Source organism: Streptomyces sp. NPDC002092 (assembly GCF_053593775.1).
The window spans coordinates 439,091-459,919 of record NZ_JBSFDG010000002.1 but is presented as its reverse complement, the minus strand read 5'-3'; the positions used below and the strand labels follow the sequence as shown (position 1 = coordinate 459,919).

Sequence of the window (20,829 nt, the reverse complement as noted above, 5' to 3'; positions counted from 1 at the left end):
CGCGGAGCCCGTGTCGTGGAGACGTGTGTCGTCGTAGTGAGAGGAGCCCGGCCGTGAACGGTCAGCCCATCCCGGTGATCATCGACTGCGACACGGGTGTCGACGACGCCCTGGCCCTGCTGTTCGCCGTCCGCCACCCGGGGATCGACCTGCGCGCGGTCACCTGCGTCGCCGGGAACACGGACGTGGACGGCGTCGTCCGCAACACCCTCACCGTGCTGGAGCAGGCCGGCGCCCCCGACATCCCCGTCGGCCGCGGAGCCGAGCGCCCTCTGATCGAGCCGGCCCGCTCGGCACGGCATGTGCACGGCTCCGACGGCATGGGCGACCTCGGGCTGCCCGCGCCCGCCCGCACCCCGGCCGACGTGGACGCCGTCACCCTGCTGCGCCGCGAGATCCTCGCCTCCCCACGCCCGGTCACCCTCGTCCCCACCGCGCCCCTGACGAACATCGCCCTGCTGCTGCGCACCCACCCCGAAGTCACCCGCAACATCGAGCGGATCGTGTTCATGGGCGGCGCGGTGGCCACCGGGAACGCCACCGCGGTCGCCGAGTTCAACGTCTGGCACGACCCGGAGGCGGCCGCCGTCCTGCTCACCGCCGGAGTGCCGATCACCATGTACGGCCTGGACGTCTTCACCCAGGTCGTCGTCCCCGGCGCCGATGTGCACCGGCTGCGCGCGAGCGCCGAGCCCGGCACCCGGCTGGCCGGCGAACTCCTCGCCCACCGTCCGGCGCACCAGGGCGAGGCCCCCGAGGCGGAGGAGGCGGGCGGCCTCGGCGACGCGGGCGCGGTCTGCACGGTCGTCGACCCCGCGGGCATCACCAGCCGTCTCCTCCCGGTCGAGGTCGCCCTCGCGCCGGGCCCGACCCGCGGCCAGACGATCGTCGACCGCCGCCCCCGCCCCGGAGAGTCGGAGATCCACGAGGGCGTCCGCCGGCAGCCGCTGGTGGACGTGGCACTGGAGGTCGACGTCGAACGCTTCGTGAAGCTGTACCTGGAGACGGTGGAGCGTTAGCGCTCCGCTGCCTCTGCGGCCGGGTCAGCGCTGCGATCCGGATTCCGCCGGTGCCGTGCCCCGCGCGACGCCCAGCTCCTGGGTTCCCACGACAGAAAGCAGTTCCAGCTGCTCGGCTCCCCGGCTCCCCGGCTTCCGGGCGGTGCGGTGAACCACAGCAGGCGTCACCGCTGGCGGCCGGGCGATCGCGGTGCGCGCGGACGTCGCCGACGAACACGCCGTGGCGGCGGACACCGACCGACACCGGCGACGCCTGACCGCGCCGGCCGTCGTTCGTCCGGAACGATGGATACGGCAGCACGAACGCCCCGGAGCGGGGGTCTCCGGGGCGTTCGTCTCGGGGGTGGCTATCGGGCCGTGCGACGGCGCCTGGTCGCGACGACGATCGCTCCGCCGGCGGCCAGGAGTGCGGCGGCTCCGCCGGCGATGAGGCCGGAGCCGCTGCCGCCGCCGGTCTCAGCGAGGCCACCGCCGCCGCTGTTGCCGGCCGCGGGGACGGTGGTCGACGCGGAGGCGACCGGGGTGTCGGTCGCGCTCGGCGTCGACTCGGAGGCACTCGGGGTCGGGGTGGGGCTCTCCTCGGCCGGCGTGGAGGGCTGCTCGGAGGCCGGGGTCGTGGCCGGCGGCGAGGACGGCGGCTGCGACTCGGTGCTCGTGCAGTCCTTCGTGCCGCCGTTCCAGGACGCGATCAGCTTGTCCTTGATGACCGGGTGGTCGGGGCCCTTGGGCAGATCGCCGTGGACGAAGCCGTCCTTCGCGTCCAGCTTGCCGTCGAACTTCACGGCGCCCCGGTAGAGGTCGATCTGCGCGAAGCAGCCCGCGTCCGGCACCGCGATGTCGAGGGAGTCGGTCTGGCCCTGCTTGACCGTCACCGAGTCGAAGTCGACGAAGACCTGCTCGCCGGAGGTGGCGAAGGACGGGCCGTGCGCGAGGTAGGAGGCCAGGGAGGCCGTGCAGGTCGTGGCGTCGCCCGCGGTACGCACCTTGATGTGGACCTTGCCGTCGTCGGTGGGCTTCAGGGTCTGGTCGTCGACCTTGACCGAGTCGTAGAAGCTGGTGCCGTCCAGCGAGAACTGGCAGCGGTCCGTCTCCGTCTTGGTGCCGGCACCCGTGCCGGGCCGGTAGCCGTCGGCGTGCTTCCAGCCGTCACCGCCGGGCGTGCCGGTGGCCCAGGCGCCCGAGGCCGCGGCCACGCCGGCGGCGCACAGGGCGAGCGAGGCGGCGCCGGTTCCCAGCAGGCGGCGCGCGATGACACGTCTGGCTATGGACATGCAGATCCCCATCTTGGCGTGTGCAGTCCCCGGCGCGGCGGCGCAGGGCAGCACGCCGCGCCCGGCCGTACCGGGGGTGAATGGTCTGAGGAACACCGGGCCCATTGGTCACATGCGCCCCGGTGCGATCACATCGTGGATCCCTTGGCGGAACGCTGTCAACCTGCGGTAACCGCCGGGTAGTTCAATCGTCTATTACAATTTCGCCACAGCCGGAACGGGCGGCTCCGGTACCGCGGAGCCGCCCGGTTCTCACCTCACGGTCGGGCTCGGGGCCGCGTTCGGGTCGGTCGAGGACTCGCCCGGCAGGACCGGCGGCTGGGTGGTGCTGTCCACCGGCGGGGTGAGGACGACCTCCGGCTGGCCCGCGACCGGGGGCGGCGGGGTCAGGTCCGTGGCGGGCAGCTTCGGCGGGGTCGTCTCCTGGAAGAGGACCTGGTCGAAGTTGACCAGACCGGTCTGCTCCATGACCGTGATGTGGTCGAGGACCGTCGCGTTGGCCTGGTTGGCCAGCACGCGCACCACCGTGTTCTTGGTCGTCGAGCGGATCTTCGCGATCGTGTTGAAGATCGAACCGTGGGTCACGCGCAGGATGTTGGCGAAGTCCGTGTCGAACTGCTTGCCCTGGTCCGCGGCGAGCGTGTTGACGAAGCCGACCTGCTGGGGGCTGGCCACGTTGGGGATCGTGATGTTCAGCATCGTGCTGATCTTGCGGCAGCTGGCGTCCAGCGCGGCGTGTCCGTCGATGAGGTGCTTGCTCGCGGTGATCACCGCCTGGCTCTGCCCCTTCTTCAGGCCCATCTGGCCGACGGGGTACTCCCACAGCCCGGCCGCGCGCACCTTGACCACGAAGTCCCGGTCGGCCTCCGTCAGCGGCCCCCACTGGGTCTGGGCGATGACTCTCGATCCGTCGCTCGACACCGTGTTGACTCCGAGCATCGCGGGATAGGCGAGCGCGGCCAGGGTCAGACTGAGGGCCCCGCCCACGAAGAGAGTTCCCGTCGCATTCCGCGAAAAACGCACCGTGCCTCCTGCCCGGTCGGTGGTTCCCGCCGGCGGACGGCGGGGGTCGGACGCAGAGGAGTACGGATGGGGTTCGGCCGCGGAACCTTTTGATTTGGTAAAAACCGGCGGATGTGAGGCAGGTAACGGCCCGCGAGCCCGGGCCGGTTGACGGAATGTTGACCATTTCACGGGAGAGACAAGGCGAACACCGGACCTAAATTCGCCCCATGCCCCCACAGCCCAGGAAAGCCCCGGCAGCCCTTCCCGTCCTGCCCTACCGCAAGCCCACGAAGGGCCGCGACTACTGGGTCATCGACGACGTCCTGCCGGACGTGGACGCCGTACGGGAGCGCTGTCTCGCCAAGGACGACTGGGTCAAGGGATACCCGTACACCTCGGAGACCTGGCCGGGCCTGCGCACCATGCCGGGCCTGGAGCCCGCCGAACTCGCCCGCGTGGAACGCCTGGTGAAGAAGTCGACCGGTGCGAAGGAACTGTGGGTGCAGGAGGCCCCCGGCGGCGGCACCCTCAACCACAACTGCATCCAGGTCGTCGGCGAGGGCGAGAGCGAGCCGCGCCCGCACACCGACTCCCGTGCGCTGTGCCGCTACGCGGCGGTGCTGTACCTCAACCCCGGCGTCCCCAAGGACTGCGGGACCGCCTTCTACCGGCAGTCCCTGCCCGGGGGCCGGCTCGGCGGCAACGTCGTGCAGGCCCCGCACAACAACCTCGTCGAGGCCCTGGGAACGCGGTTCGTCCCGGGGGACCACTTCGAGGAGGACCTGCGGGTGCCGCACAAGTACAACCGTCTGCTCCTCTACAACGCCAACCTGGTGCACAGCGCCACGGGCTACTCCGGCAGCACGCTGGAGGAGAAGCGCATGACGGCGGTGTTCTTCTGGATGGCGTAGGGGACGTACGAGTCCTCAGACGCGCCCGCTGCCGCCGCTGCCGAAGGATCCGCTGGAGCCGGGCAGCCAGCGCCGCCGGTGCTGGTCCTTCCCTGTCCTCGTGCCGGATGGGTGGAGCTCGTAGGGCATGAGTCGTTCCTTGCCCTCGGCGTGCGGCACCTCGTCGGGTTCCCGGATCTCGCGCGTCTCCCGGACGGGGCCGCCGTCGGGTAGGTGGGGCTGCTCGTCCGGATTGGGCCGCGGCAGTTCGCGGTCCCGGACCCTCATGCCGAACTGCACGGCCCAGATCAGTGCGCCGGCGATGATCAGGCCACCGACAAAGGCGGCGATCACGTTGAGTACCTCACTCGACGTGGCCGCAACAACAAACGTCGCAGTACTCATGCCCTTATTATCGCCGAAAGGGGGCGATTGCGGAGTGTTCGGTATTTCCGCAGGTCAACGGGGCTTCCAGGGCTGGGCATAAGGTGCAGGCGGTGCGCGTGGTCGACTACGACCCCGACTGGCCCCGCAAGGCATCCACTGCGGCGGACGCCCTCCGCGCGGCGGCCCCCGGCCTGTTCCTCGCGCTGGAACACATCGGCTCCACCGCCGTCCCGGGCCTGGCCGCCAAGCCCGTCATCGACCTGATGGCGGCCGTACCGGACCTCGCCGAGGTCGGCCCCCACGAGCCGGCGCTCGCCGCGCTCGGCTTCCTCCCCCACGACAACGGAATGACCGACCGGCTCCTGTACGTCCGCGCCGACGCCGGTGTCCGCAGCCACATCCTGCACGTGGTGACACAGGACAGCTGGCCCACCCGCAACCAGCGCATCCTGCGGGACTACCTGCGCGCCCACCCCGAGGAGGCGGCCCGGTACGCCGCACTCAAGCGGGCCCTCGTGGCGGCCGGCACCCCGGCCCGGGACTACTCGCGTGCGAAGACGGCCCTCGTGCAGGAGCTGACCGACCGGGCCCGCGCGGAGCGCGGTCTGCCGCCGGAGGCCGTCTGGGAAAAGGGGCCCAAGTGAGGTAGGTCTCCTGCGGGTTACGGATCGCTCAAGCCCTGGTGTCCGTGCGGTGAGCGCCGCACCATGGGCGCATGACACCGGCGCAGAGAGCCATGGATCAGCTGGCCGCGTGGCCCGACCTCAGCCCGTGCGAGGCCGGCTGCGGCACCGGCCGGGCGCTGCGTTCCGTGCGGGACGAGATCGTGCACTTCCACTCCGAGCGGGACGTGGACCTGCACCTCACCACCCGCGCGATCCAGCGGCTGCACTACGACTTCGCGGAGTCGACCGCCATCCGTCTGGTGCCGGGCTCCCGCTGGGTCACCGTCCATCTCGACTGCGAGACGGACGTCGACCTGCTGCTCAGCCTGGTCAGCGTCGCCCTCAAGGCCCACTCCGCCCAGCCGGGGCGCCGGGCGCCGGCCCTGTGCAACTTCCACCGCGTGACGGTGCTGGCCCGCGACGAGGCCGATGGCGACGACGAGGCCGACGAGGTCGGATAAGGCCGGCAGCAGGGCCTGCACGGGACGTCCGCACACCGGAAACCCTCTCCACAACTGTCACGGGCATGCCATACGCTGCTCCCGGCAGCCGCGCCCCGCGCGTCACCGCCGTAGAGCGGTCATGTCCGGGTGCTGCGCGGCGCACTCATCTCCCCGGTGACACCGGGTTTTCCTGTGGGGGTTACAACACTGTGCGTACGCGCAGCATCTCGACCGCGACAGCGCTTGCGGTCCTCTTCGGCTCGGCGGCGCTGAGCGTCCTCGGGGCGGGCACCGCCTCGGCGGCCACCGCTCACGTCACCTCGCCCGGCGGCATCGTCGCGGACGGCCCGCTCAAGCGGGTGTTCGTCGGTGACAGCTCCGCCGGGACCGTCGCGGTCACCGACTACTCCGGTGCCGTCCTCGGTTCGGTGAGCGGCGTCACCGGCGTCAGCGACATCGCCGTCTCGGACGACGGGGCCACCGTGTACGCGGCCGCGCCCGGCTCTCACGAGATAGTGGCCATCGACGCGGCCACCCTCGACGTCAAGGCCCGCTATGCCGTCGCCACCGACACCGGCCCGCGCCACGTGGCCTTCACCAGCGGCAAGGTGTGGTTCACCTACGGCGACCAGTGGGACGGCGACCTGGGCTCGGTCGATCCGACGGTGGACCCGGCGAGCGGCACCAACCCGGTGACGATGGCGCAGTTCCCGACCGAGGGCACCTCGCCCGGCCTGTGGGGCCAGGCGCTGCTGGACACCGACCCGCTGCGGCCGGGCGTCCTGGCCATCGGGCAGACCGGTATCTCCACGGACTCGATGGCCGTGGTCGACGTGTCGAGCGGCACGCCCAAGCTCACCGCCTGGTACTTCGGCGACTACACGCTGAACAGCGGCATCAGTGACATCGACCTGGCCGCCGGCTGGAACGAGGTGATCGTCAACGGCACGGACCGGGACGCGTACGCGGACGGCAAGTTCAGCAAGGCCGGCGCCTACCCGGCCGGGCAGCTCGCCGACGTCGCCCGCGACGGCCTGGTCGCCCAGGCCGGCGGCGGCAAGATCCTCACGTACCGGCCGGGCGCCACCAAGGTGCTGCACGCCTACGACATGGGCACGCAGCGCACGGCCGGTCTGGCCTGGGCCCCGGACACCTCCAGGCTCTTCGCGCTCGTCGGCACGGACGCGGCGAACGGCGGCTACACGCTCAAGGCGCTCACCGACCCGACGATGAACAACCCGACCCTCACGGTCAACGCCCCGGCGACGGCGACCCGCGGCAAGAAGCTCACCGTCACCGGCAGGATCTCGGCGTCGTACTCGCTGCCGACGGGCGTGAAGCTCCAGGTCACCCGCACCGACCTGGACTCCCCGAACGGCAGGGCGCTGCCCGCCGTCACGGTGAACGCCGACGGCACGTACTCCTTCTCCGACACCCCGCCGGCCGGCGGCACGGCCACCTACAAGGTCGCGTACGCGGGCGACGACGTCCACTCGGCGGTCAGCGCGAGCGACAAGGTCGCCGTCTCCCGCACCGCGACCTCGCTGAGCCTGAACAACAACGGCAAGGTGTACTCGTACGGCACCGACGTGAAGTTCACCGCGCACCTCGGCACGACGTACAAGAACCGCACGGTGGAGATCTGGGCCAACCCCTACGGCGGCGACAAGCCCAACAAGCTGCTGAAGACGGGCACGGTCGACGCAGGCGGCAACATCTCCGCGACCGTCGACATGACCCGCGACACCGACGTCACCGCGGTCTTCAAGGGCGACGCCCGTTACGCACCCAGGACGGTCAAGTCCACGGGCTACGCGAGGGTGAAGGTCTCCACGGCCGTCACCAAGAACTACAAGAAGGCAGCGATCGGCTCGCACACGTACTACTGGTTCCACAAGAGCACCGCACCGGTCGTCACGACGACCATGACGTACTACCCGGGCCGCAAGCAGCGCCTCGAGCTCGAGGTCTACTACAACGGCAAGTGGTACGCGACCGAGGGCAGCCCGCAGTACTTCGCTCTCGGCTCGAACGGCAAGTCCGCGGTGAGCCTGGGCGCCCCGGGCCAGTCCGGCATCAAGGCCCGCGTCCGCGCGGCGTACATCAACAACTCGTCGGGCGACAACGTCAACTCGAACACGTACAGCGACTGGAAGTACCTGTACTTCACCAACTAGTCGACGGATGCGTGAGGAGCGCCGGGCCGGTGGCGGTTGCCATCACCCGGCGCTCCGGCGTTCGCCAACGCCTGCCGCAGCGGAAGCGCGCTGAACACGACGAACATGCCGAACACGGTCATGGGCAACAGCCCGACCGGACGCAGAAAGGCCACCGGATCCGCCAGCACGGCATGCCATGCGACATCCCAGTTGCCGGCCAGATCCAGCACCATGACCGCGGCGGCGAGCAGCGGGCCACTCGGGTGGGCCCGGACGATCAGCAGGGCGACCAGCGGATCCAGCAGCAACAGCGCGTGCAACAGCAGCTGGACGGGCAGCGGCGCGTAGCCGAAGGTATGCAGCCCGCCTGTCGCCAGGAAGTACGCGTGCGCTCCCGTGCCTTCCAGGAAGCCGATGACGTACACCGCCGCCACACACCGGACCCATATCGGACGATCCCCCCATCGCATGGGGATCACCCTAACGACAACACGCTGCCCGGTCCCGCGGTGATCGCGCCTGAGTGCGGCTCCCACGAGCCATAATCCGGACATGGCCGCACTGACCGACCTGCAGCGTCGCATCCTGACCGACGTGCTCGCCGTGGGCAGTGCCTACCCGCTCGTCCTCACGGGCGACTGTGCCGCGCAGGCGCACGGCCTGGTCGAGCACCTCAGCCAGGACCTCGACGTCGCCACCGAGAACCCCGAGGACATGGAGCGGATCGGCGCCGCCGTACGGACCGGGCTGGAGGAACGGGGCTGGCAGGTGCGGGTGCTGGAGACGGATCCGCTCTCCGCACAGCTGATCGTCACCGACCCGGACAGTGGCGACGAGTGCGAGGTGGACGTCCTCAAGGAGGTCATGTGGCGGCCGCCGGTACAGACCGAGTACGGTCCGGCCCTCTCCCTTGAGGACGTCGTCGGCACCAGGGTCTGGGCCCTGGCCGACCGGGGCCTTGCGCGCGACCTCATCGACGTCCGAGCGGCCGCGGACCGCTGGACCCACCCCGAACTCGAGGAACTCGGCCGCCGCCACGCCCGGGACACCTTCGACCTCACCGACCTTCAGGCGCGTCTGTCCGGCGCGGACCTGATGGACGACAGGGAGTTCGCCGCCTACGGGCTCGACGCGGGCGCGATCGCGGAACTCCGCCAATGGGCCCAGGTATGGGCCGACGACATCGCCGAACGCCTCCTGGAAGGGAAGCCGCCGGAGGACGAGTGAGCCACCGGGATCACGCGGCCCGCGGCTCCCGTTTCCGCTTGAAGGGCATCTCAAAGACTTCTGAGAACAGCCATGCCGACAGAACCGAAGCCGACAGCCCCACAACCACCGTGAAACAGAACGTGGGCAGCCCCGCCGACACATAGTGCGGGGCGATTTTCCGCACCACGATCATCACGATCGGCAGATGGATGAGATAGAGGCTGTACGAGAAGTCGCCGAGACCGCGCATGGGCCGCGTGGCAAGGAGCCGCAAAAGGAAGGCAGGCCTCCCAGTGGCGATCCCGGCAAGGAACATCGCCATGGCGGGAGCGACGGCGAGATCCACCCAGAAGTAGTGATGCACCGTCCAGGCCGATCCCTTGACGGCGATGAGTGCCAGGACCGGAACCACCGCCGACGCCGCAAGCCAGTGCCAGGGCATCCGCCGGACCTTCTCCCGCGCGACGACGACTCCCGCGCCGATCAGACCGGCGACGAACACGGGCACCAGATTCGGGGCCAGCCAGTTGTCACCTTCGACCGGGGACGCGTTTCCCGCGAGCAGGCCCCGTGCGACCACCAGCAGTGTCACACCGCTGACCACAACCGCCGCCCCCAGCCGCCGCCGGAGGAAGAGCAGCACCGGGAAGAGGAGATAGAGCTCCGCCTCCACGGCGATCGACCAGAACGCACCGTTGGGCGTACGAGCCGTGAACATGTCCTGGAGCACCAGGCCGTACACGACGACCGTCCTGTGATCCGGCGGCCCGTGGTGCGAGGCACGCACCACGAAATGGGCGACCGCCACGCTCAGCACGAGCGCCGCCCAGTACGGCGGAAGGATCCGCCGGGCCCGCCGCCGCAGAAACCGGACAACGCCACCTTGATGCCAGCCGTTGCGCGCGGGCGACAGCGCCAGCGAGAACCCGGACAGCACGAGGAAGAAGACGACGGCGAGTCGCCCGTACATCAGCCAGCCCAGCCACAGGGGACCCGAGTTCCTGGGAAACCCCGGAAAGGCAAGCAACCAGCAGTGAAAAAGAACCACATACAGTGCAGCCACCCCACGGAGCCCGTCAAGCCCCGGCACATGACTGCCTGTTTCTAATTCCCCCGTACCGTCCACATCGGTATTCCTGCTGTCGGAACGGATCGATTCCAGTAAAATCGTTCGGCCCTTCCTTTCGGCCCGGTCGCGGTTCATGGGCGCGGCACCACCCACAGCGACTCATACGTCGCAGGCAGCAACGGGGTTCAGTGAAGGACGAGTGAAGGCCCGCCGCCAGGCATGTCGATGTGGCGGTCGTCGCTCGTCGTCGGCGAGGATGCCCCGGTGAACGATCACATAGGACCCCTCGCTGCTGCTCCCGCCCCCGCCCTGCAACCGGTCCGGGCGGCAGGCATCGCCACCATGACCGCCCTTGCCCTCGCCGGGCTCGGATGGGCGGCGCGGGGCGTATGGCAGATCCGGCTCGCGATGGCGGGGGAGCCGGCCTCCGGGCCGCCGGACCAGGGCGATGGGGTGCACCGTCCGCTGACCTCCCTGGAGGACTCGTACCACCTCGTCACCACGGTGTCGGGCTTCGCGGCGGCGGTCTGTGCGATCGCGTTCCTGGTGTGGACGGGCCGTGTCCGGGACAACGCGCGCGAACTCTCCGGGACCAGGCCGCGCTATTCGGGGCCGTGGGTCTACTTCGGCTGGGTGGTGCCCGTCGTCAACCTGTGGTTTCCGCGCGGCATCATCGCGGACGCCTACCGCGCCAGCGCCCCCAGCGAGCGGCTGCCCCGCTCCCTGAACGTGTGGTGGGGCCTGTGGCTGATCGGCATGCTCAGCGGAGTCGGCCTCATGTACGGCGACTCCACCGACGAGCTCATCGCCCGCGCCTACACCCACGTATGGCAGCTCCTGGCGTCCGACGCCGCGGTCGTCGGCGCGGCCGTGGCCGGCATCTTCGTCGTCCGCGCCGTCACCGCCGTACAGGAGCGGCATCTGGACCGGCCGTAGAACGAGAGCCGTTGGAAACCAGTCGACCCTGGCCGGTCACGGCCAGGGTCATGGTGCGGGTGAAGGTCAGGTCAGCTGACGCACAGCAGACCGAGTACGCAGATCCCCGACGGGGAGGTCGCCGAGGACGTGTTGTCCGACTGGGACGTGCCCGAGGTGGTGGAGGACCCCGACGTTCCGGAGGATCCGGACGTGCTCGACGTACCCGAACCCGTGCTGCCCGCGGGCGTCGCGGAAGGGGTCTGGGTGGTCGTGGTCGTGCCGCCGGTGACGGGCGTCGTGTCGACGGAGGGGGTGTGCACGGTGGCCACGGAGCCCTGCTGGGCGGGCTTCGTCGCCGGCGTCGAGTGCGCGGCCGGGGTGTACGACTGCGTCCGCGCCGAATCGGTGTGGGACGCCGTGACCCCGGAACGCTGCTGAGCCGTGCCGCTCGTGGCGGAGCGGTCGGGCGTGGCGTCGGGCTTGCGGTGCTTGCCCGTGCCGGCCGCCGGGGGCTGGGCGTTCTGGTCCGCGGTCCCGTCCTCGGAGCCCATGCTGGAGAGGTCCGTCGCCGTCGCCGCCTCGGCCCGGTGGCCGGAACCGCGGTCCATCGAGGCGAGGGTCAGGCCGCCGCCGACGAGCGCCACGGCGGTCGCGACCACGGCCTTGCGCTGGTTCTTCTTCCAGCGGGCCCGCTGCCTGCGCCGGGCGGCCCGCCCCTCCGACAGGGGTATCGCGGCCGCGGCGCCGGTCTCGGCGTCACCGTATGCGTCGGTCTCCGGGGGCTCTTCCACCTCCGGCCACATCGCCGTCGCGGCGGGGGCCGGGGCGGGGCGGCCGTGGGAGGTCACCGGTGCGATGTCGGGGGCGTAGGCACCGCAACCGGGGCACACCAGGGCGCCGTTGAGGTGCCGGCGGCATGAGGAGCAGTAGTCCATCCGCTGTCTTCCTGACCCTTCGCACGGGGAGATGCACCGAAGATGCATGCGAGTTCGAACGGGCTGCAACGGTAACGAGGGTTTCGAAAGACCGTGTAACGCCCGTGTGCTTCTCCTGCGCGGATTCTCTGCACGTCTTGCACACCGCGGTCGAACGACCAGGTCAGCGCCGGAGCTTCCAGGCGATGCGCAAGTCCGTGGCACTGATCACACTCACCGGGATGTCGACGGTGCTGCCGTCGTTCCTGCGGCCGGTACAGGTGAGGGCGCGGACGACGGCCGCGGCACGCGCCGGCCCCGGTGAAGGGGCCGGTCACGGACGGGATGTGCGGGCGCGGTTCCCGTGCTGAGCCCGCCTGGCCTACCAGCGAGTGAACCGCTCGAAGGCGTGGCTGAAGTACCAGGTGTCCTGCGCGATCCCGGAGCAGGAGTTGGAGCCGGCGGTGCCCACGCACCCGCCGTTGTCCCGCTGCAGCGCCCAGAAGGAAAGGGTGTTGATGCCCTTGGCCTCGGCCCACTGCTCGACCTTCACCGCGTCCTGGGTGGTGAAGGTCTCCTGCGGACCGAAGTCGTCGATTCCGGGCATCTCGGTGATACCGACCATGTGCCAGAGCCTGGCCTGGCTCTTCTTGGGGTAGAGCGCGGCGAGTTGGCCGACGAGCCCGGCACCGGCGGTCTCGGTGTCGGCGGCCATGTCATGGGTGGCGCCGTCCCAGTAGTCGAAGGTCATGATGTTGACGACGTCCACGCGCGCGTGGTTGTCGACGGCGTTCTTGAGAAGGGCCACGCCGTTCGGTGCGAGCCCGGTGGTGGTCGTGGGCAGGGTGTACGAGAACTGCACGCGCCGCCCGGTGCGTTCGGCCCACCGCTCGACCTGGGCGATGGCCTTGTTGCGGCGGTCGATCCCGGCGGTGTTGTTGATGGAGTCGGCCTCGACGTCGAGATCGATCCGCGAGATCCCGTACGTCGTCACCAGGCCCTCGTAGACCTTGGCGATGGCGTCGACGCTGGTGCAGCTGTCGGCGAGTTCGGTACCGGTGGTGTCGGCGCCGTAGCCGCCGAAGGACGCAACGACGTTGCCGCCGCGGGCCTGGATGGCCGCGATGTCGGCGCCGAAGGTCCCCTTGGAGACGGGCTGGGTGGTGTCGCCGTTCCAGTACGCGGTGCACGAACCGGCGGCGTCCGTCTGCAGAAACGCCATGGTCAGGTACTTGTTCCCGGAGGCGGCGGCGAGTTGGGCCGGGCTCTGCCCGGTCCACGCCTCGAAGTACGGCGCGGCGACATGGGCGGGCATGGGCGCAACGGGCCGCGAGGGCGCGGCATCCGCTGCGAACGCCCCACCTCCCCCGAGCGCGACGAGACCGGCCGACAGGCCGGTCACGGTGATGCAGGACAGCAACGCACGAAGAGCAGGACGCGGTCGTCTCATTGACGCTCCCAGGGGGATGGCGGAGAGGAAGAGGGGAGGTGTGGGGGCGAACAGACGACCATATTTGGACTAGACCAATTGTCTGTCAAGGTTCTTTACAGTTACCTGACCCTTCTGGGGCCTTCGCAGGATGCCGAACCCGGATGAGGAGATTCCGTAGGAAGTTGAAGGGATGACAACCAGATGTCTTGACGTGGTCTCCACGGGCCCGTTGGCTTCTTGCTCACCCGGTGGTCCGCTCCTCCACTGCCCGGAAGGCACCTGCAAGTGATGGCTCACACCCCCCGCAGAACCGGCGCGCGTCGTTTCGCCGTCGTCCCCGTGCTCGTCTCCGCCTCGGCGCTCCTTCTCTCCTCGTGCGGTGTCATCGACAGCGTCAGTGGGAGCAGCACTTCCGCGAGTCCGCAGAAGGGCGACGACATCACGGTGGGGCTGTTGCTGCCCGACACGGACACCGCGCGGTTCGAGAAGTTCGACCATCCCCTGATCAAGGAGCGGGTCGCCTCCCTCACCCATGGCAAGGGCAAGGTCCGCTACGCCAACGCCGGTGCCAGCGTGGGCAAGCAGAGTAAGCAGTTCGGGGAGATGATCGACGCCAAGGTCGACGTCATCCTGGTGGATGCGGTCGATGCCAAGGCCATCGCGCCGGATGTGCAGAAGGCCAAGGACGCCGGGATACCCGTGATCGCGTACGACCGGCTGGCACAAGGGCCGATCGACGCGTACATCTCGCACGACAACGAGCTCGTCGGCGAGGTGCAGGGCCGTGCCGTCACCGACGCGCTCGGCGAGAAGGCCGCCTCCAGCAAGGTCGTCATGATCAACGGCGACCCCGGAGACCCGAACACGGCCCTCGTCAAGGATGGCGCGCTCAGCGAGCTGAAGGGCCGGGTCGACATCGTCAAGTCGTACGACACCGACAAGTGGTCGCCCGCGGTCGCCAAGGCGAACATGACCAAGGCCATCCAGTCCGTCGGGCTCAGCAACATAGCCGCCGTCTACTCGGCCAACGACGGCATGGCGGGCGCCGCCATCGACGCGCTGAAGGCGGCGGGCGCCACCAAGATGCCGCTGGTCACCGGGCAGGACGCCAACCTGGACGCGGTGCAGCGGATCGTCGCCGGCGAGCAGACGATGACCGTGTACAAGTCGTTCCTGCTGGAGGCGACCAACGCCGCGGAGATGGCGGTGGACAAGGTGCAGGGCAAGAACCTCGAGTTCGACGCGCTGACCCAGGACTCGGTCGACAGCCCCACCCAGAAGGCCATCCCGGCGATGCTCGTCCCCGTCGTCGCCCTCACCAAGAACAACATCAAGTCCACGGTGATCAAGGACGGTGTCTACACCGTCAAGGACATCTGCACCGCGAAGTACGCGGCGGACTGCGCGGCCATCGGGCTGAAGTAGTCCAGGGGCAGCGGCACCACCGCCCGGGAGGCATGAGCGTCCCGGGCGCGTGTTTCAGCGGCCGTTCCCGTTGCCGCCCTTGGTCCCGTTGCCGCCCCTGGCCGGGGACCGGCGGCGGCCCTGCTGGGCGGGACGGCCGCGCCGGGCCCGCGGGGCGGAACCCGCACGCGCCGGGCGGCTCTCGGGAGCGGCGGGCGGAGTGAGGACGACGGGCACGCCCGACGGGGCCTGGGCGCCGGTGATACGGCTCAGTTCCGCCTCGCCGGAGCGGACCCGGGTGGTCCGCGGGGTGATGCCGGCGTCGGCCATCAGACGGGACACCTCGCGGCGCTGGTGGGGCAGGACCAGCGTGACGACGGTGCCGGACTCGCCGGCGCGTGCCGTACGGCCGCCCCGGTGCAGATAGTCCTTGTGGTCGCCGGGCGGGTCGACGTTGACGACGAGGTCGAGGTTGTCGACGTGGATGCCGCGGGCCGCCACGTTCGTGGCCACCAGCACGCTGACCTGGCCGTCCTTGAACTGGGCGAGGGTACGGGTGCGCTGGTTCTGCGACTTGCCGCCGTGCAGCGCCGCCGCCCGCACCCCGACGGCCAGCAGCTTCTTGGCCAGCCGGTCCGCCGCGTGCTTGGTGTCCAGGAACATGATCACCCGTCCGTCGCGGGCGGCGATCTCGGTCGTGGTGGCGTGCTTGTCCTCGTCCTCCACGTGCAGCACGTGGTGGTCCATCGTGGTGACGGCGCCCGCGGACGGGTCCACGGAGTGGACGACCGGGTCGTGGAGATACGTCCGGACCAGGCGGTCCACGTTGCGGTCCAGCGTCGCCGAGAACAGCAGTCGCTGACCGCCCGGGCGCACCTGGTCGAGGAGAGCGGTCACCTGCGGCATGAAGCCCATGTCGGCCATCTGGTCGGCCTCGTCCAGGACGGTGACGGCAACCTGGTCCAGACGGCAGTCGCCCCGGTCTATGAGGTCCTTGAGCCGGCCGGGCGTCGCCACGACGACCTCGGCACCGCCGCGCAGGGCGCTCGCCTGACGGCCGATCGACAGCCCCCCGACCACGGTGGCGAGCCGCAGCCGCAGCGCTCGGGCGTACGGCGTGAGCGCGTCGGTGACCTGCTGCGCCAGTTCCCGGGTGGGTACGAGGACGAGGGCCAGCGGCTGCCGGGGCTCCGCCCGCTGCCCCGCGGTCCGGGCCAGCAGGGCGAGGCCGAAGGCGAGCGTCTTGCCCGAGCCGGTGCGCCCGCGGCCCAGGACGTCGCGGCCTGCGAGGGAGTTGGGCAGCGTCGCGGCCTGGATCGGGAACGGGGCGGTCACGCCCTCGGCGCCGAGCGTGGCCAACAGGCGCTCGGGCATGTCGAGTTCGGCGAAGTCCTCGACGGGCGGCAGCGCCGGGGTGACGGTGACGGGCAGTGCGAACTCGCCGCCGGACGCGGCGGGGCGGCCCCGGCCCGCCGTACGGGCACGGGTGGATCTCTTGCTCGTATGCGTACGAGCGGTGCGGTTCATGCGGAAGCCTCCTCGATGCGGCACGTATCGAGGAATGCCTCCCGGCGGACGGACCGCATGAGGATTCGCAAGAAGTAGCCGAAGAAACCGAAGGAACGGATCAAGAATTCGAAGTGAAGGATGCGGTGAGGAATGGAGCGCAGCGCGGGGAAAACGCAACGAGCCGGGGCCCGCACCCAAAGAGTGCGGGCCCCAGCCACGTAGTGCGTACGCGTCAGCGTCAGGCGGGAACGATGTTCTCGGCCTGCGGGCCCTTCTGGCCCTGCGTCACGTCGAAGGTCACCTTCTGGCCCTCCTGAAGCTCGCGGAAGCCGGAGGTGGCGATGTTCGAGTAGTGGGCGAACACGTCGGCGCCGCCACCGTCCTGCTCGATGAAGCCGAAGCCCTTTTCCGCGTTGAACCACTTCACGGTGCCAGATGCCATATTGAATCTCCCTTGAGGGCAGTGCCCGGGTCCGCACCTTGCGGTCCCGGTGTCGCAGCAACGATTGACCTGACGTGAACAAAAAAGAGTGCTCGTCGACGGAAGGTCGAAGAGCACTCAAAAGTCTCTGGTAACCAAAACTGCCACTTTTATCACGGTAGCACAGGTCGGGGCGCGATGCTGGGGTATAACCGGGCAATGATCTATCACGTCGTGTCGAGCGCCGAGTGGAACGCGAGTCCCGACCGGCCCTACGCCCCTGCCTCCCTGGTCAAGGACGGTTTCGTCCACTGCTCCCCCGACGAGGCGACCACGCTCAAGATCGTCAATTCGTTCTACGGCAGCGCCCCCCGGCCGCTGCTCGCGCTGCTGATCGACGAGGCCCGGCTGAGCGCGAAGTGTGTGTGGGAGGCGGCCGAGCCCGCACCGCCGCCGGGAGTCGCGGAGGACACCCTGTTCCCGCATGTGTTCGGACCCCTCGACCGCGAGGCGGTGGAGCGTGTCCTGGTGGTCCGGTGGGACCAGGAGGGCCGGGCGACGGGACTGGCGGACGTACCACCCGACGTACGTCCGTGACCAGCACATCTGCCCTCCCGTTCAGGTTGCTTTCAGGCTCGGACAGAGCTCGGGCAACTCGTGGACTACAAGCACCAAAACTCTGGCAAAGGGGCCTGTGGCGACGGCCGTTCGTCATGTCATCGTGCCTGCCATGACCACAGATCACCTCACCTCCGACCGGCCCGTGCAGCCCTCGCGGCACGGGCAGCACACGGGTCGCGTACGGCATGCGGCGAGCAAGGTGCCGGAGGTGACCGTCTACTTCTGGATCATCAAGGTGCTGACCACCGGGATGGGCGAGACGGCCTCGGACTGGCTGGCGCACGTGCTCGGCCCGATCCCCGCGGTGGGCGTCGGCGGTGTCGCGTTCGTGGCCGCCCTGGTGGTGCAGTTCGCCGTTCGCCGGTACGTGGCCTGGATCTACTGGACGGCGATCGTGGTGGTCAGCGTGTTCGGCACGATGGCCGCCGATGTGCTGCACGTCGGCCTCGGGGTGCCGTATCTGATCTCGACGCCGTTCTTCATGGTGGCGCTGGCCGCCGTCTTCGTCCTCTGGTACCGCAGCGAGGGCACCCTCTCCATCCACAGCATCCACACCCGGCGCCGCGAAACCTTCTACTGGGCGGCGGTCCTCGCCACCTTCGCGCTGGGCACCGCCGCGGGCGACCTCACCGCCACGATCGGCCTCGGCTACCTCGGTTCGGCCGTCGTCTACGCCGCCGCCATCGCGGTACCGGCCGTCGCCCACCGCTGGAGCGGCCTGAACGCGGTGCTCGCCTTCTGGTCGGCGTACGTCATCACCCGACCGCTCGGTGCCTCCGTCGCCGACTGGATGGCCATGGGCCACGACCGGGGCGGACTGGCTCTCGGCCTTGGCCCGGTCACCCTGTCCTGGACGGTCGCCATCCTCGGCTTCGTCGGCTACCTGGCGGTCTCGCGTACGGACGTCGGCGAGGCGGCGGTCTGAGTCCGGCCGGCGCGTCGGTACGGCCGTGGAACCGGTCAGGCGGTGCGGCGGGCGAGCCCCCGTACCGCCAGCGCCCCGCACAACGCCGCCAGCGGCAGCTCCGCGCCGAACGCCATCGCGAGCGCCGAGAGCTGGTCCCCGCCCGGGGCCGCCGTCATGGTGTCGAACCAGGCGTCGGCCACCAGCAGGGTCGCGGTCGCGGAGGACGTGAGCGCGTGCAGAGGGTGGCCGCGGGCGGCCAGCAGTCCCGTGGCGATCAGGCCCGTCGCCTCCAGGGCGTCCAGGCCCACCCAGGCGGTGTTCCAGTGCGTGGCGACGGCGGTGCCGGGCAGGCCGCTCGCCAGTACGACCAGCCAGGGCAGCAGGGCCAGCCCGCAGCAGACGAGGACATGTTCCGTGCGCCAGCGGTGGTACCAGCGGCGGACGCCGGGTACGGCCACGCGGCGGGTGACCCCGTGCTCCTGACGGGTCATCAGCATGCTCATCGGTTCGGTCCCCTCGCGTTTCCGGCTCTCCTCCACGACCTCCAGCCTTCGCCATACGGCGGTCACAGTCAGTAACGCAGCGGTCCGTTCCGGGGGTGGCACCAGTTGCACCCCGAGCCGGGCAACTGCACCATGGACCGCCCCTGACCTGGGCCCGTAGCGTTTCGCCAATGCGCACCGTCACCCGTCTGCAGGGGCTGCTCCTGCGGCCGTTCCGAGGGACCCAACGCCAGGTCGCCTTCCTCGCCACGGGTCTGCTGATCCAGTTCGGCGTTCTGATCGTCATGGCTCTGCCGTTGATCGTCTTCAATGCGATGTCGACGGGGGCGGTCCTGCTCGCGTTGGCCGCGGGGCTCGCCGCCGCCGTGCTGATGGAGCCGCTGCTGACCCGGGCGCAGCACGCCCGCTTCCGCACCCGGCTCGGCGTGGACATCCCTTCGCCCCATGGCGGACGGCGGCCGCGGCTGTCCGAATGGCTGCGGTCCCCGGTGGGGCGGCGGCAGCTCTTGTACCACTGGCTGTACGGGCCGCTGCTGTCCCTCGGGGCGCTCCTCGTGCTGCTGACCTGGGCCGCCGCGGTCGCCGCCGCCTTCACCTACGTGTGGATCTGGGCCGTACCACTGGAGTGGCGCCTCCAGCACCTCGGGTCTTCGACCTGGGCGGCCTACGTCACGGTTGCCGGAATCGCCGTCCTCGACCTGGCGGCCTGGCTGTCCGGCGCCCTCACCCGGCTGGACACCCGCGTGGCGACCGACCTGCTCGGACCGAGCCGGGCCGAGCAACTGGCCCGCCGGGTCGAGGTGCTGACCGAGAGCCGGGCGGGTCTCGTGGACGTCGTCGACGCCGAACGGCGGCGCATCGAACGGGACCTCCACGACGGCGCCCAGCAGCGGCTGGTCTCCCTGGCCGTGAACCTCGGTATCGCCAAGGCCACCTTCGGCGACCTTCCCGAGGACGTCCGCCGCGTGATCGACGAGGCGCACCGGGAGGCGAAGGAGGCGATCGAGGAACTGAGCAGTCTGGTACGGGGCCTGCATCCGGCGGTCCTGGAGGACCGCGGCCTCGATGCCGCGCTCTCCGGTCTCGCCGCCCGGGTGCCGGTCCCGGTCCGGGTGACGGTGGAGCTGACGGCGCGGCTGTCCCCGACGGTCGAGTCCGTGGCCTACTTCGTCGTGTCCGAAGCGCTGACCAACGTGGTGAAGCACGCGGAGGCGTCCGAAGCGGAGGTCACGGTGGTGCGCGCCGGGGCGACCCTGCTCGTGGTCATCCGGGACGACGGTGTGGGCGGCGCCCGACTCGGCGGTGGGACCGGTCTTTCGGGGCTGGCCAAGCGGGTCGCCTCCGTCGATGGCACGCTGTCGGTCGACAGCCCCGCCGGGGGGCCGACCGTCATCACCGTGGAGCTGCCGTGCGTGCCGTGATCGCCGAGGATTCCGTACTGCTCCGGATCGGCGTGGTCAGGGTCCTGGAGATGGCCGGTTTCGAGGTGGTGGCCGAAGTGGGCGATGCCGAGGCGCTGTTGGCGGCGGTGGAGGAGCACCGGCCGGACATCGCGGTGGTGGACGTGCGCATGCCACCCGGCTTCACGGACGAGGGCGTACGGGCAGCTCTGGTCGTCAAACGCCAGTGGCCGAAGACCGCCGTGCTGCTCCTGTCCCAGTACGTCGAGGAGCGGTACGCCACCGATCTGCTCTCCGCCAACACCTCCGGCATCGGTTATCTGCTGAAGCAACGGGTCGCGGACGTCGAGGAGTTCGCGGCCACCCTGCGCCGGGTGGCCGCGGGCGGCACCGCCCTCGATCCGCAGGTGGTCTCCCAGCTGCTGGTACGCCGCCACAGCGACCCGCTGGACCGCCTCACGCCCCGGGAACGCGAGGTCCTGGAACTGATGGCGGGCGGCCGCTCCAACGCGGGCATCGCCGAGCAACTCGTCGTCAGCGAGAGCGCGGTGGCCAAGCACATCAACAGCATCTTCGCCAAACTCGACCTGCCGAAGGCCGACGCGGACCACCGCCGGGTCCTTGCGGTGCTGCACTTTCTCGGGGTGGCGTGAGTGCCGGAGCGGACCGGCAACGCGAACGGC

Annotated in this window: 21 protein-coding genes and 2 pseudogenes; 12 read left to right on the top strand and 11 right to left on the bottom strand. The window is 70.2% G+C overall.

Going from position 1 to position 20,829, the window contains the following annotated elements:
- Positions 1–53: 53 nt before the first annotated feature.
- A complete protein-coding gene (locus ACWCRD_RS06185) occupies positions 54–1,019 on the top strand; it encodes a nucleoside hydrolase (RefSeq protein WP_450964760.1) in 966 nt (321 codons plus the stop codon).
- Positions 1,020–1,043: 24 nt separating this feature from the next.
- Here the strand turns inward: ACWCRD_RS06185 and ACWCRD_RS06180 are convergent.
- From ACWCRD_RS06180 to ACWCRD_RS06170, 3 genes and pseudogenes are all read right to left on the bottom strand, one after another.
- A pseudogene (locus ACWCRD_RS06180) lies at positions 1,044–1,183 on the bottom strand (transcriptional regulator); the annotation flags it as partial.
- 183 nt (positions 1,184–1,366) lie between these two features.
- Positions 1,367–2,290, bottom strand: a complete 924-nt coding sequence (locus tag ACWCRD_RS06175) for an LAETG motif-containing sortase-dependent surface protein (protein WP_450964759.1) — start codon at positions 2,288–2,290, stop codon at positions 1,367–1,369.
- Between the two features lie 252 nt (positions 2,291–2,542).
- A complete protein-coding gene (locus ACWCRD_RS06170; RefSeq protein WP_450964758.1) occupies positions 2,543–3,277 on the bottom strand; it encodes a DUF4142 domain-containing protein in 735 nt (244 codons plus the stop codon).
- Between the two features lie 245 nt (positions 3,278–3,522).
- Here ACWCRD_RS06170 and ACWCRD_RS06165 point away from each other — a divergent pair, with 245 nt between their 5' ends.
- Positions 3,523–4,206, top strand: a complete 684-nt coding sequence (locus ACWCRD_RS06165) for a DUF6445 family protein (RefSeq protein WP_450964757.1) — start codon at positions 3,523–3,525, stop codon at positions 4,204–4,206.
- Positions 4,207–4,221: 15 nt separating this feature from the next.
- Here the strand turns inward: ACWCRD_RS06165 and ACWCRD_RS06160 are convergent, their stop codons facing one another.
- Positions 4,222–4,590, bottom strand: a complete 369-nt coding sequence (locus tag ACWCRD_RS06160) for a DUF6479 family protein (protein WP_450964756.1) — start codon at positions 4,588–4,590, stop codon at positions 4,222–4,224.
- Between the two features lie 92 nt (positions 4,591–4,682).
- Between ACWCRD_RS06160 and ACWCRD_RS06155 the strand changes: the two genes are divergently transcribed.
- The 3 genes from ACWCRD_RS06155 (at position 4,683) to ACWCRD_RS06145 (ending at position 7,857) form a co-directional block, all read left to right on the top strand.
- Positions 4,683–5,216, top strand: a complete 534-nt coding sequence (locus ACWCRD_RS06155) for a GrpB family protein (protein WP_450964755.1) — start codon at positions 4,683–4,685, stop codon at positions 5,214–5,216.
- Positions 5,217–5,287: 71 nt separating this feature from the next.
- Positions 5,288–5,698: a luciferase domain-containing protein gene (locus ACWCRD_RS06150; RefSeq protein WP_450964754.1), complete on the top strand. Its 411-nt coding sequence runs from the start codon at positions 5,288–5,290 to the stop codon at positions 5,696–5,698.
- Positions 5,699–5,889: 191 nt separating this feature from the next.
- Positions 5,890–7,857: a YncE family protein gene (locus ACWCRD_RS06145; RefSeq protein WP_450964753.1), complete on the top strand. Its 1,968-nt coding sequence runs from the start codon at positions 5,890–5,892 to the stop codon at positions 7,855–7,857.
- On the opposite strand, the gene ACWCRD_RS06140 is transcribed toward ACWCRD_RS06145, so the two are convergent.
- Complete coding sequence (locus tag ACWCRD_RS06140) at positions 7,854–8,273, bottom strand: hypothetical protein (RefSeq protein WP_450964752.1); 420 nt, start codon at positions 8,271–8,273, stop codon at positions 7,854–7,856. The genes ACWCRD_RS06145 and ACWCRD_RS06140 overlap by 4 nt on opposite strands.
- A gap of 118 nt (positions 8,274–8,391) precedes the next feature.
- Here ACWCRD_RS06140 and ACWCRD_RS06135 point away from each other — a divergent pair, with 118 nt between their 5' ends.
- On the top strand, positions 8,392–9,066 hold the full coding sequence (locus ACWCRD_RS06135) for a nucleotidyl transferase AbiEii/AbiGii toxin family protein (RefSeq protein WP_450964751.1): 675 nt from the start codon (positions 8,392–8,394) through the stop codon (positions 9,064–9,066).
- A gap of 10 nt (positions 9,067–9,076) precedes the next feature.
- Here ACWCRD_RS06135 and ACWCRD_RS06130 read toward each other — a convergent pair whose 3' ends face one another.
- Complete coding sequence (locus ACWCRD_RS06130; RefSeq protein WP_450964750.1) at positions 9,077–10,252, bottom strand: acyltransferase family protein; 1,176 nt, start codon at positions 10,250–10,252, stop codon at positions 9,077–9,079.
- A gap of 207 nt (positions 10,253–10,459) precedes the next feature.
- Here ACWCRD_RS06130 and ACWCRD_RS06125 point away from each other — a divergent pair, with 207 nt between their 5' ends.
- Complete coding sequence (locus ACWCRD_RS06125) at positions 10,460–11,053, top strand: DUF4328 domain-containing protein (RefSeq protein WP_450964948.1); 594 nt, start codon at positions 10,460–10,462, stop codon at positions 11,051–11,053.
- A gap of 71 nt (positions 11,054–11,124) precedes the next feature.
- On the opposite strand, the gene ACWCRD_RS06120 is transcribed toward ACWCRD_RS06125, so the two are convergent.
- Together ACWCRD_RS06120 and ACWCRD_RS06115 are read right to left on the bottom strand one after the other, a co-directional pair.
- On the bottom strand, positions 11,125–11,970 hold the full coding sequence (locus tag ACWCRD_RS06120) for an SCO2400 family protein (protein WP_450964749.1): 846 nt from the start codon (positions 11,968–11,970) through the stop codon (positions 11,125–11,127).
- A 370-nt stretch (positions 11,971–12,340) separates the two neighbouring features.
- Positions 12,341–13,399, bottom strand: a pseudogene (locus ACWCRD_RS06115) (chitinase); the annotation flags it as partial.
- 270 nt (positions 13,400–13,669) lie between these two features.
- Between ACWCRD_RS06115 and ACWCRD_RS06110 the strand changes: the two are divergent.
- The gene (locus tag ACWCRD_RS06110; protein ID WP_450964748.1) at positions 13,670–14,806 is read left to right on the top strand and encodes a sugar ABC transporter substrate-binding protein; all 1,137 of its coding nucleotides are present in this window, start codon (positions 13,670–13,672) and stop codon (positions 14,804–14,806) included.
- Positions 14,807–14,860: 54 nt separating this feature from the next.
- On the opposite strand, the gene ACWCRD_RS06105 is transcribed toward ACWCRD_RS06110, so the two are convergent.
- Both ACWCRD_RS06105 and ACWCRD_RS06100 read right to left on the bottom strand, forming a co-directional pair.
- Positions 14,861–16,312, bottom strand: coding sequence for a DEAD/DEAH box helicase (locus tag ACWCRD_RS06105; protein WP_450964747.1), 1,452 nt, complete (start codon positions 16,310–16,312; stop codon positions 14,861–14,863).
- A 220-nt stretch (positions 16,313–16,532) separates the two neighbouring features.
- Positions 16,533–16,736 carry a cold-shock protein gene (locus tag ACWCRD_RS06100; RefSeq protein ID WP_007383480.1) on the bottom strand — a complete coding sequence of 68 codons (204 nt, stop codon included), beginning with the start codon at positions 16,734–16,736 and terminating at the stop codon, positions 16,533–16,535.
- 198 nt (positions 16,737–16,934) lie between these two features.
- On the opposite strand from ACWCRD_RS06100, the gene ACWCRD_RS06095 reads away from it, so the two are divergent.
- Both ACWCRD_RS06095 and ACWCRD_RS06090 read left to right on the top strand, forming a co-directional pair.
- Positions 16,935–17,312, top strand: coding sequence for a DUF952 domain-containing protein (locus tag ACWCRD_RS06095; RefSeq protein WP_450964746.1), 378 nt, complete (start codon positions 16,935–16,937; stop codon positions 17,310–17,312).
- Between the two features lie 133 nt (positions 17,313–17,445).
- Positions 17,446–18,261: a COG4705 family protein gene (locus tag ACWCRD_RS06090; RefSeq protein ID WP_450964745.1), complete on the top strand. Its 816-nt coding sequence runs from the start codon at positions 17,446–17,448 to the stop codon at positions 18,259–18,261.
- Positions 18,262–18,296: 35 nt separating this feature from the next.
- Here the strand turns inward: ACWCRD_RS06090 and ACWCRD_RS06085 are convergent, their stop codons facing one another.
- Positions 18,297–18,746 (bottom strand): hypothetical protein, encoded by a 450-nt coding sequence (locus ACWCRD_RS06085; RefSeq protein WP_450964744.1) that lies wholly within the window; start codon positions 18,744–18,746, stop codon positions 18,297–18,299.
- 170 nt (positions 18,747–18,916) lie between these two features.
- Here ACWCRD_RS06085 and ACWCRD_RS06080 point away from each other — a divergent pair, with 170 nt between their 5' ends.
- Both ACWCRD_RS06080 and ACWCRD_RS06075 read left to right on the top strand, forming a co-directional pair.
- Complete coding sequence (locus tag ACWCRD_RS06080) at positions 18,917–20,167, top strand: histidine kinase (protein ID WP_450964743.1); 1,251 nt, start codon at positions 18,917–18,919, stop codon at positions 20,165–20,167.
- Positions 20,155–20,799 (top strand): response regulator, encoded by a 645-nt coding sequence (locus ACWCRD_RS06075; RefSeq protein ID WP_389072487.1) that lies wholly within the window; start codon positions 20,155–20,157, stop codon positions 20,797–20,799. The genes ACWCRD_RS06080 and ACWCRD_RS06075 overlap by 13 nt, the downstream gene beginning before the upstream one ends.
- The last annotated feature ends 30 nt before the right edge of the window (positions 20,800–20,829 follow it).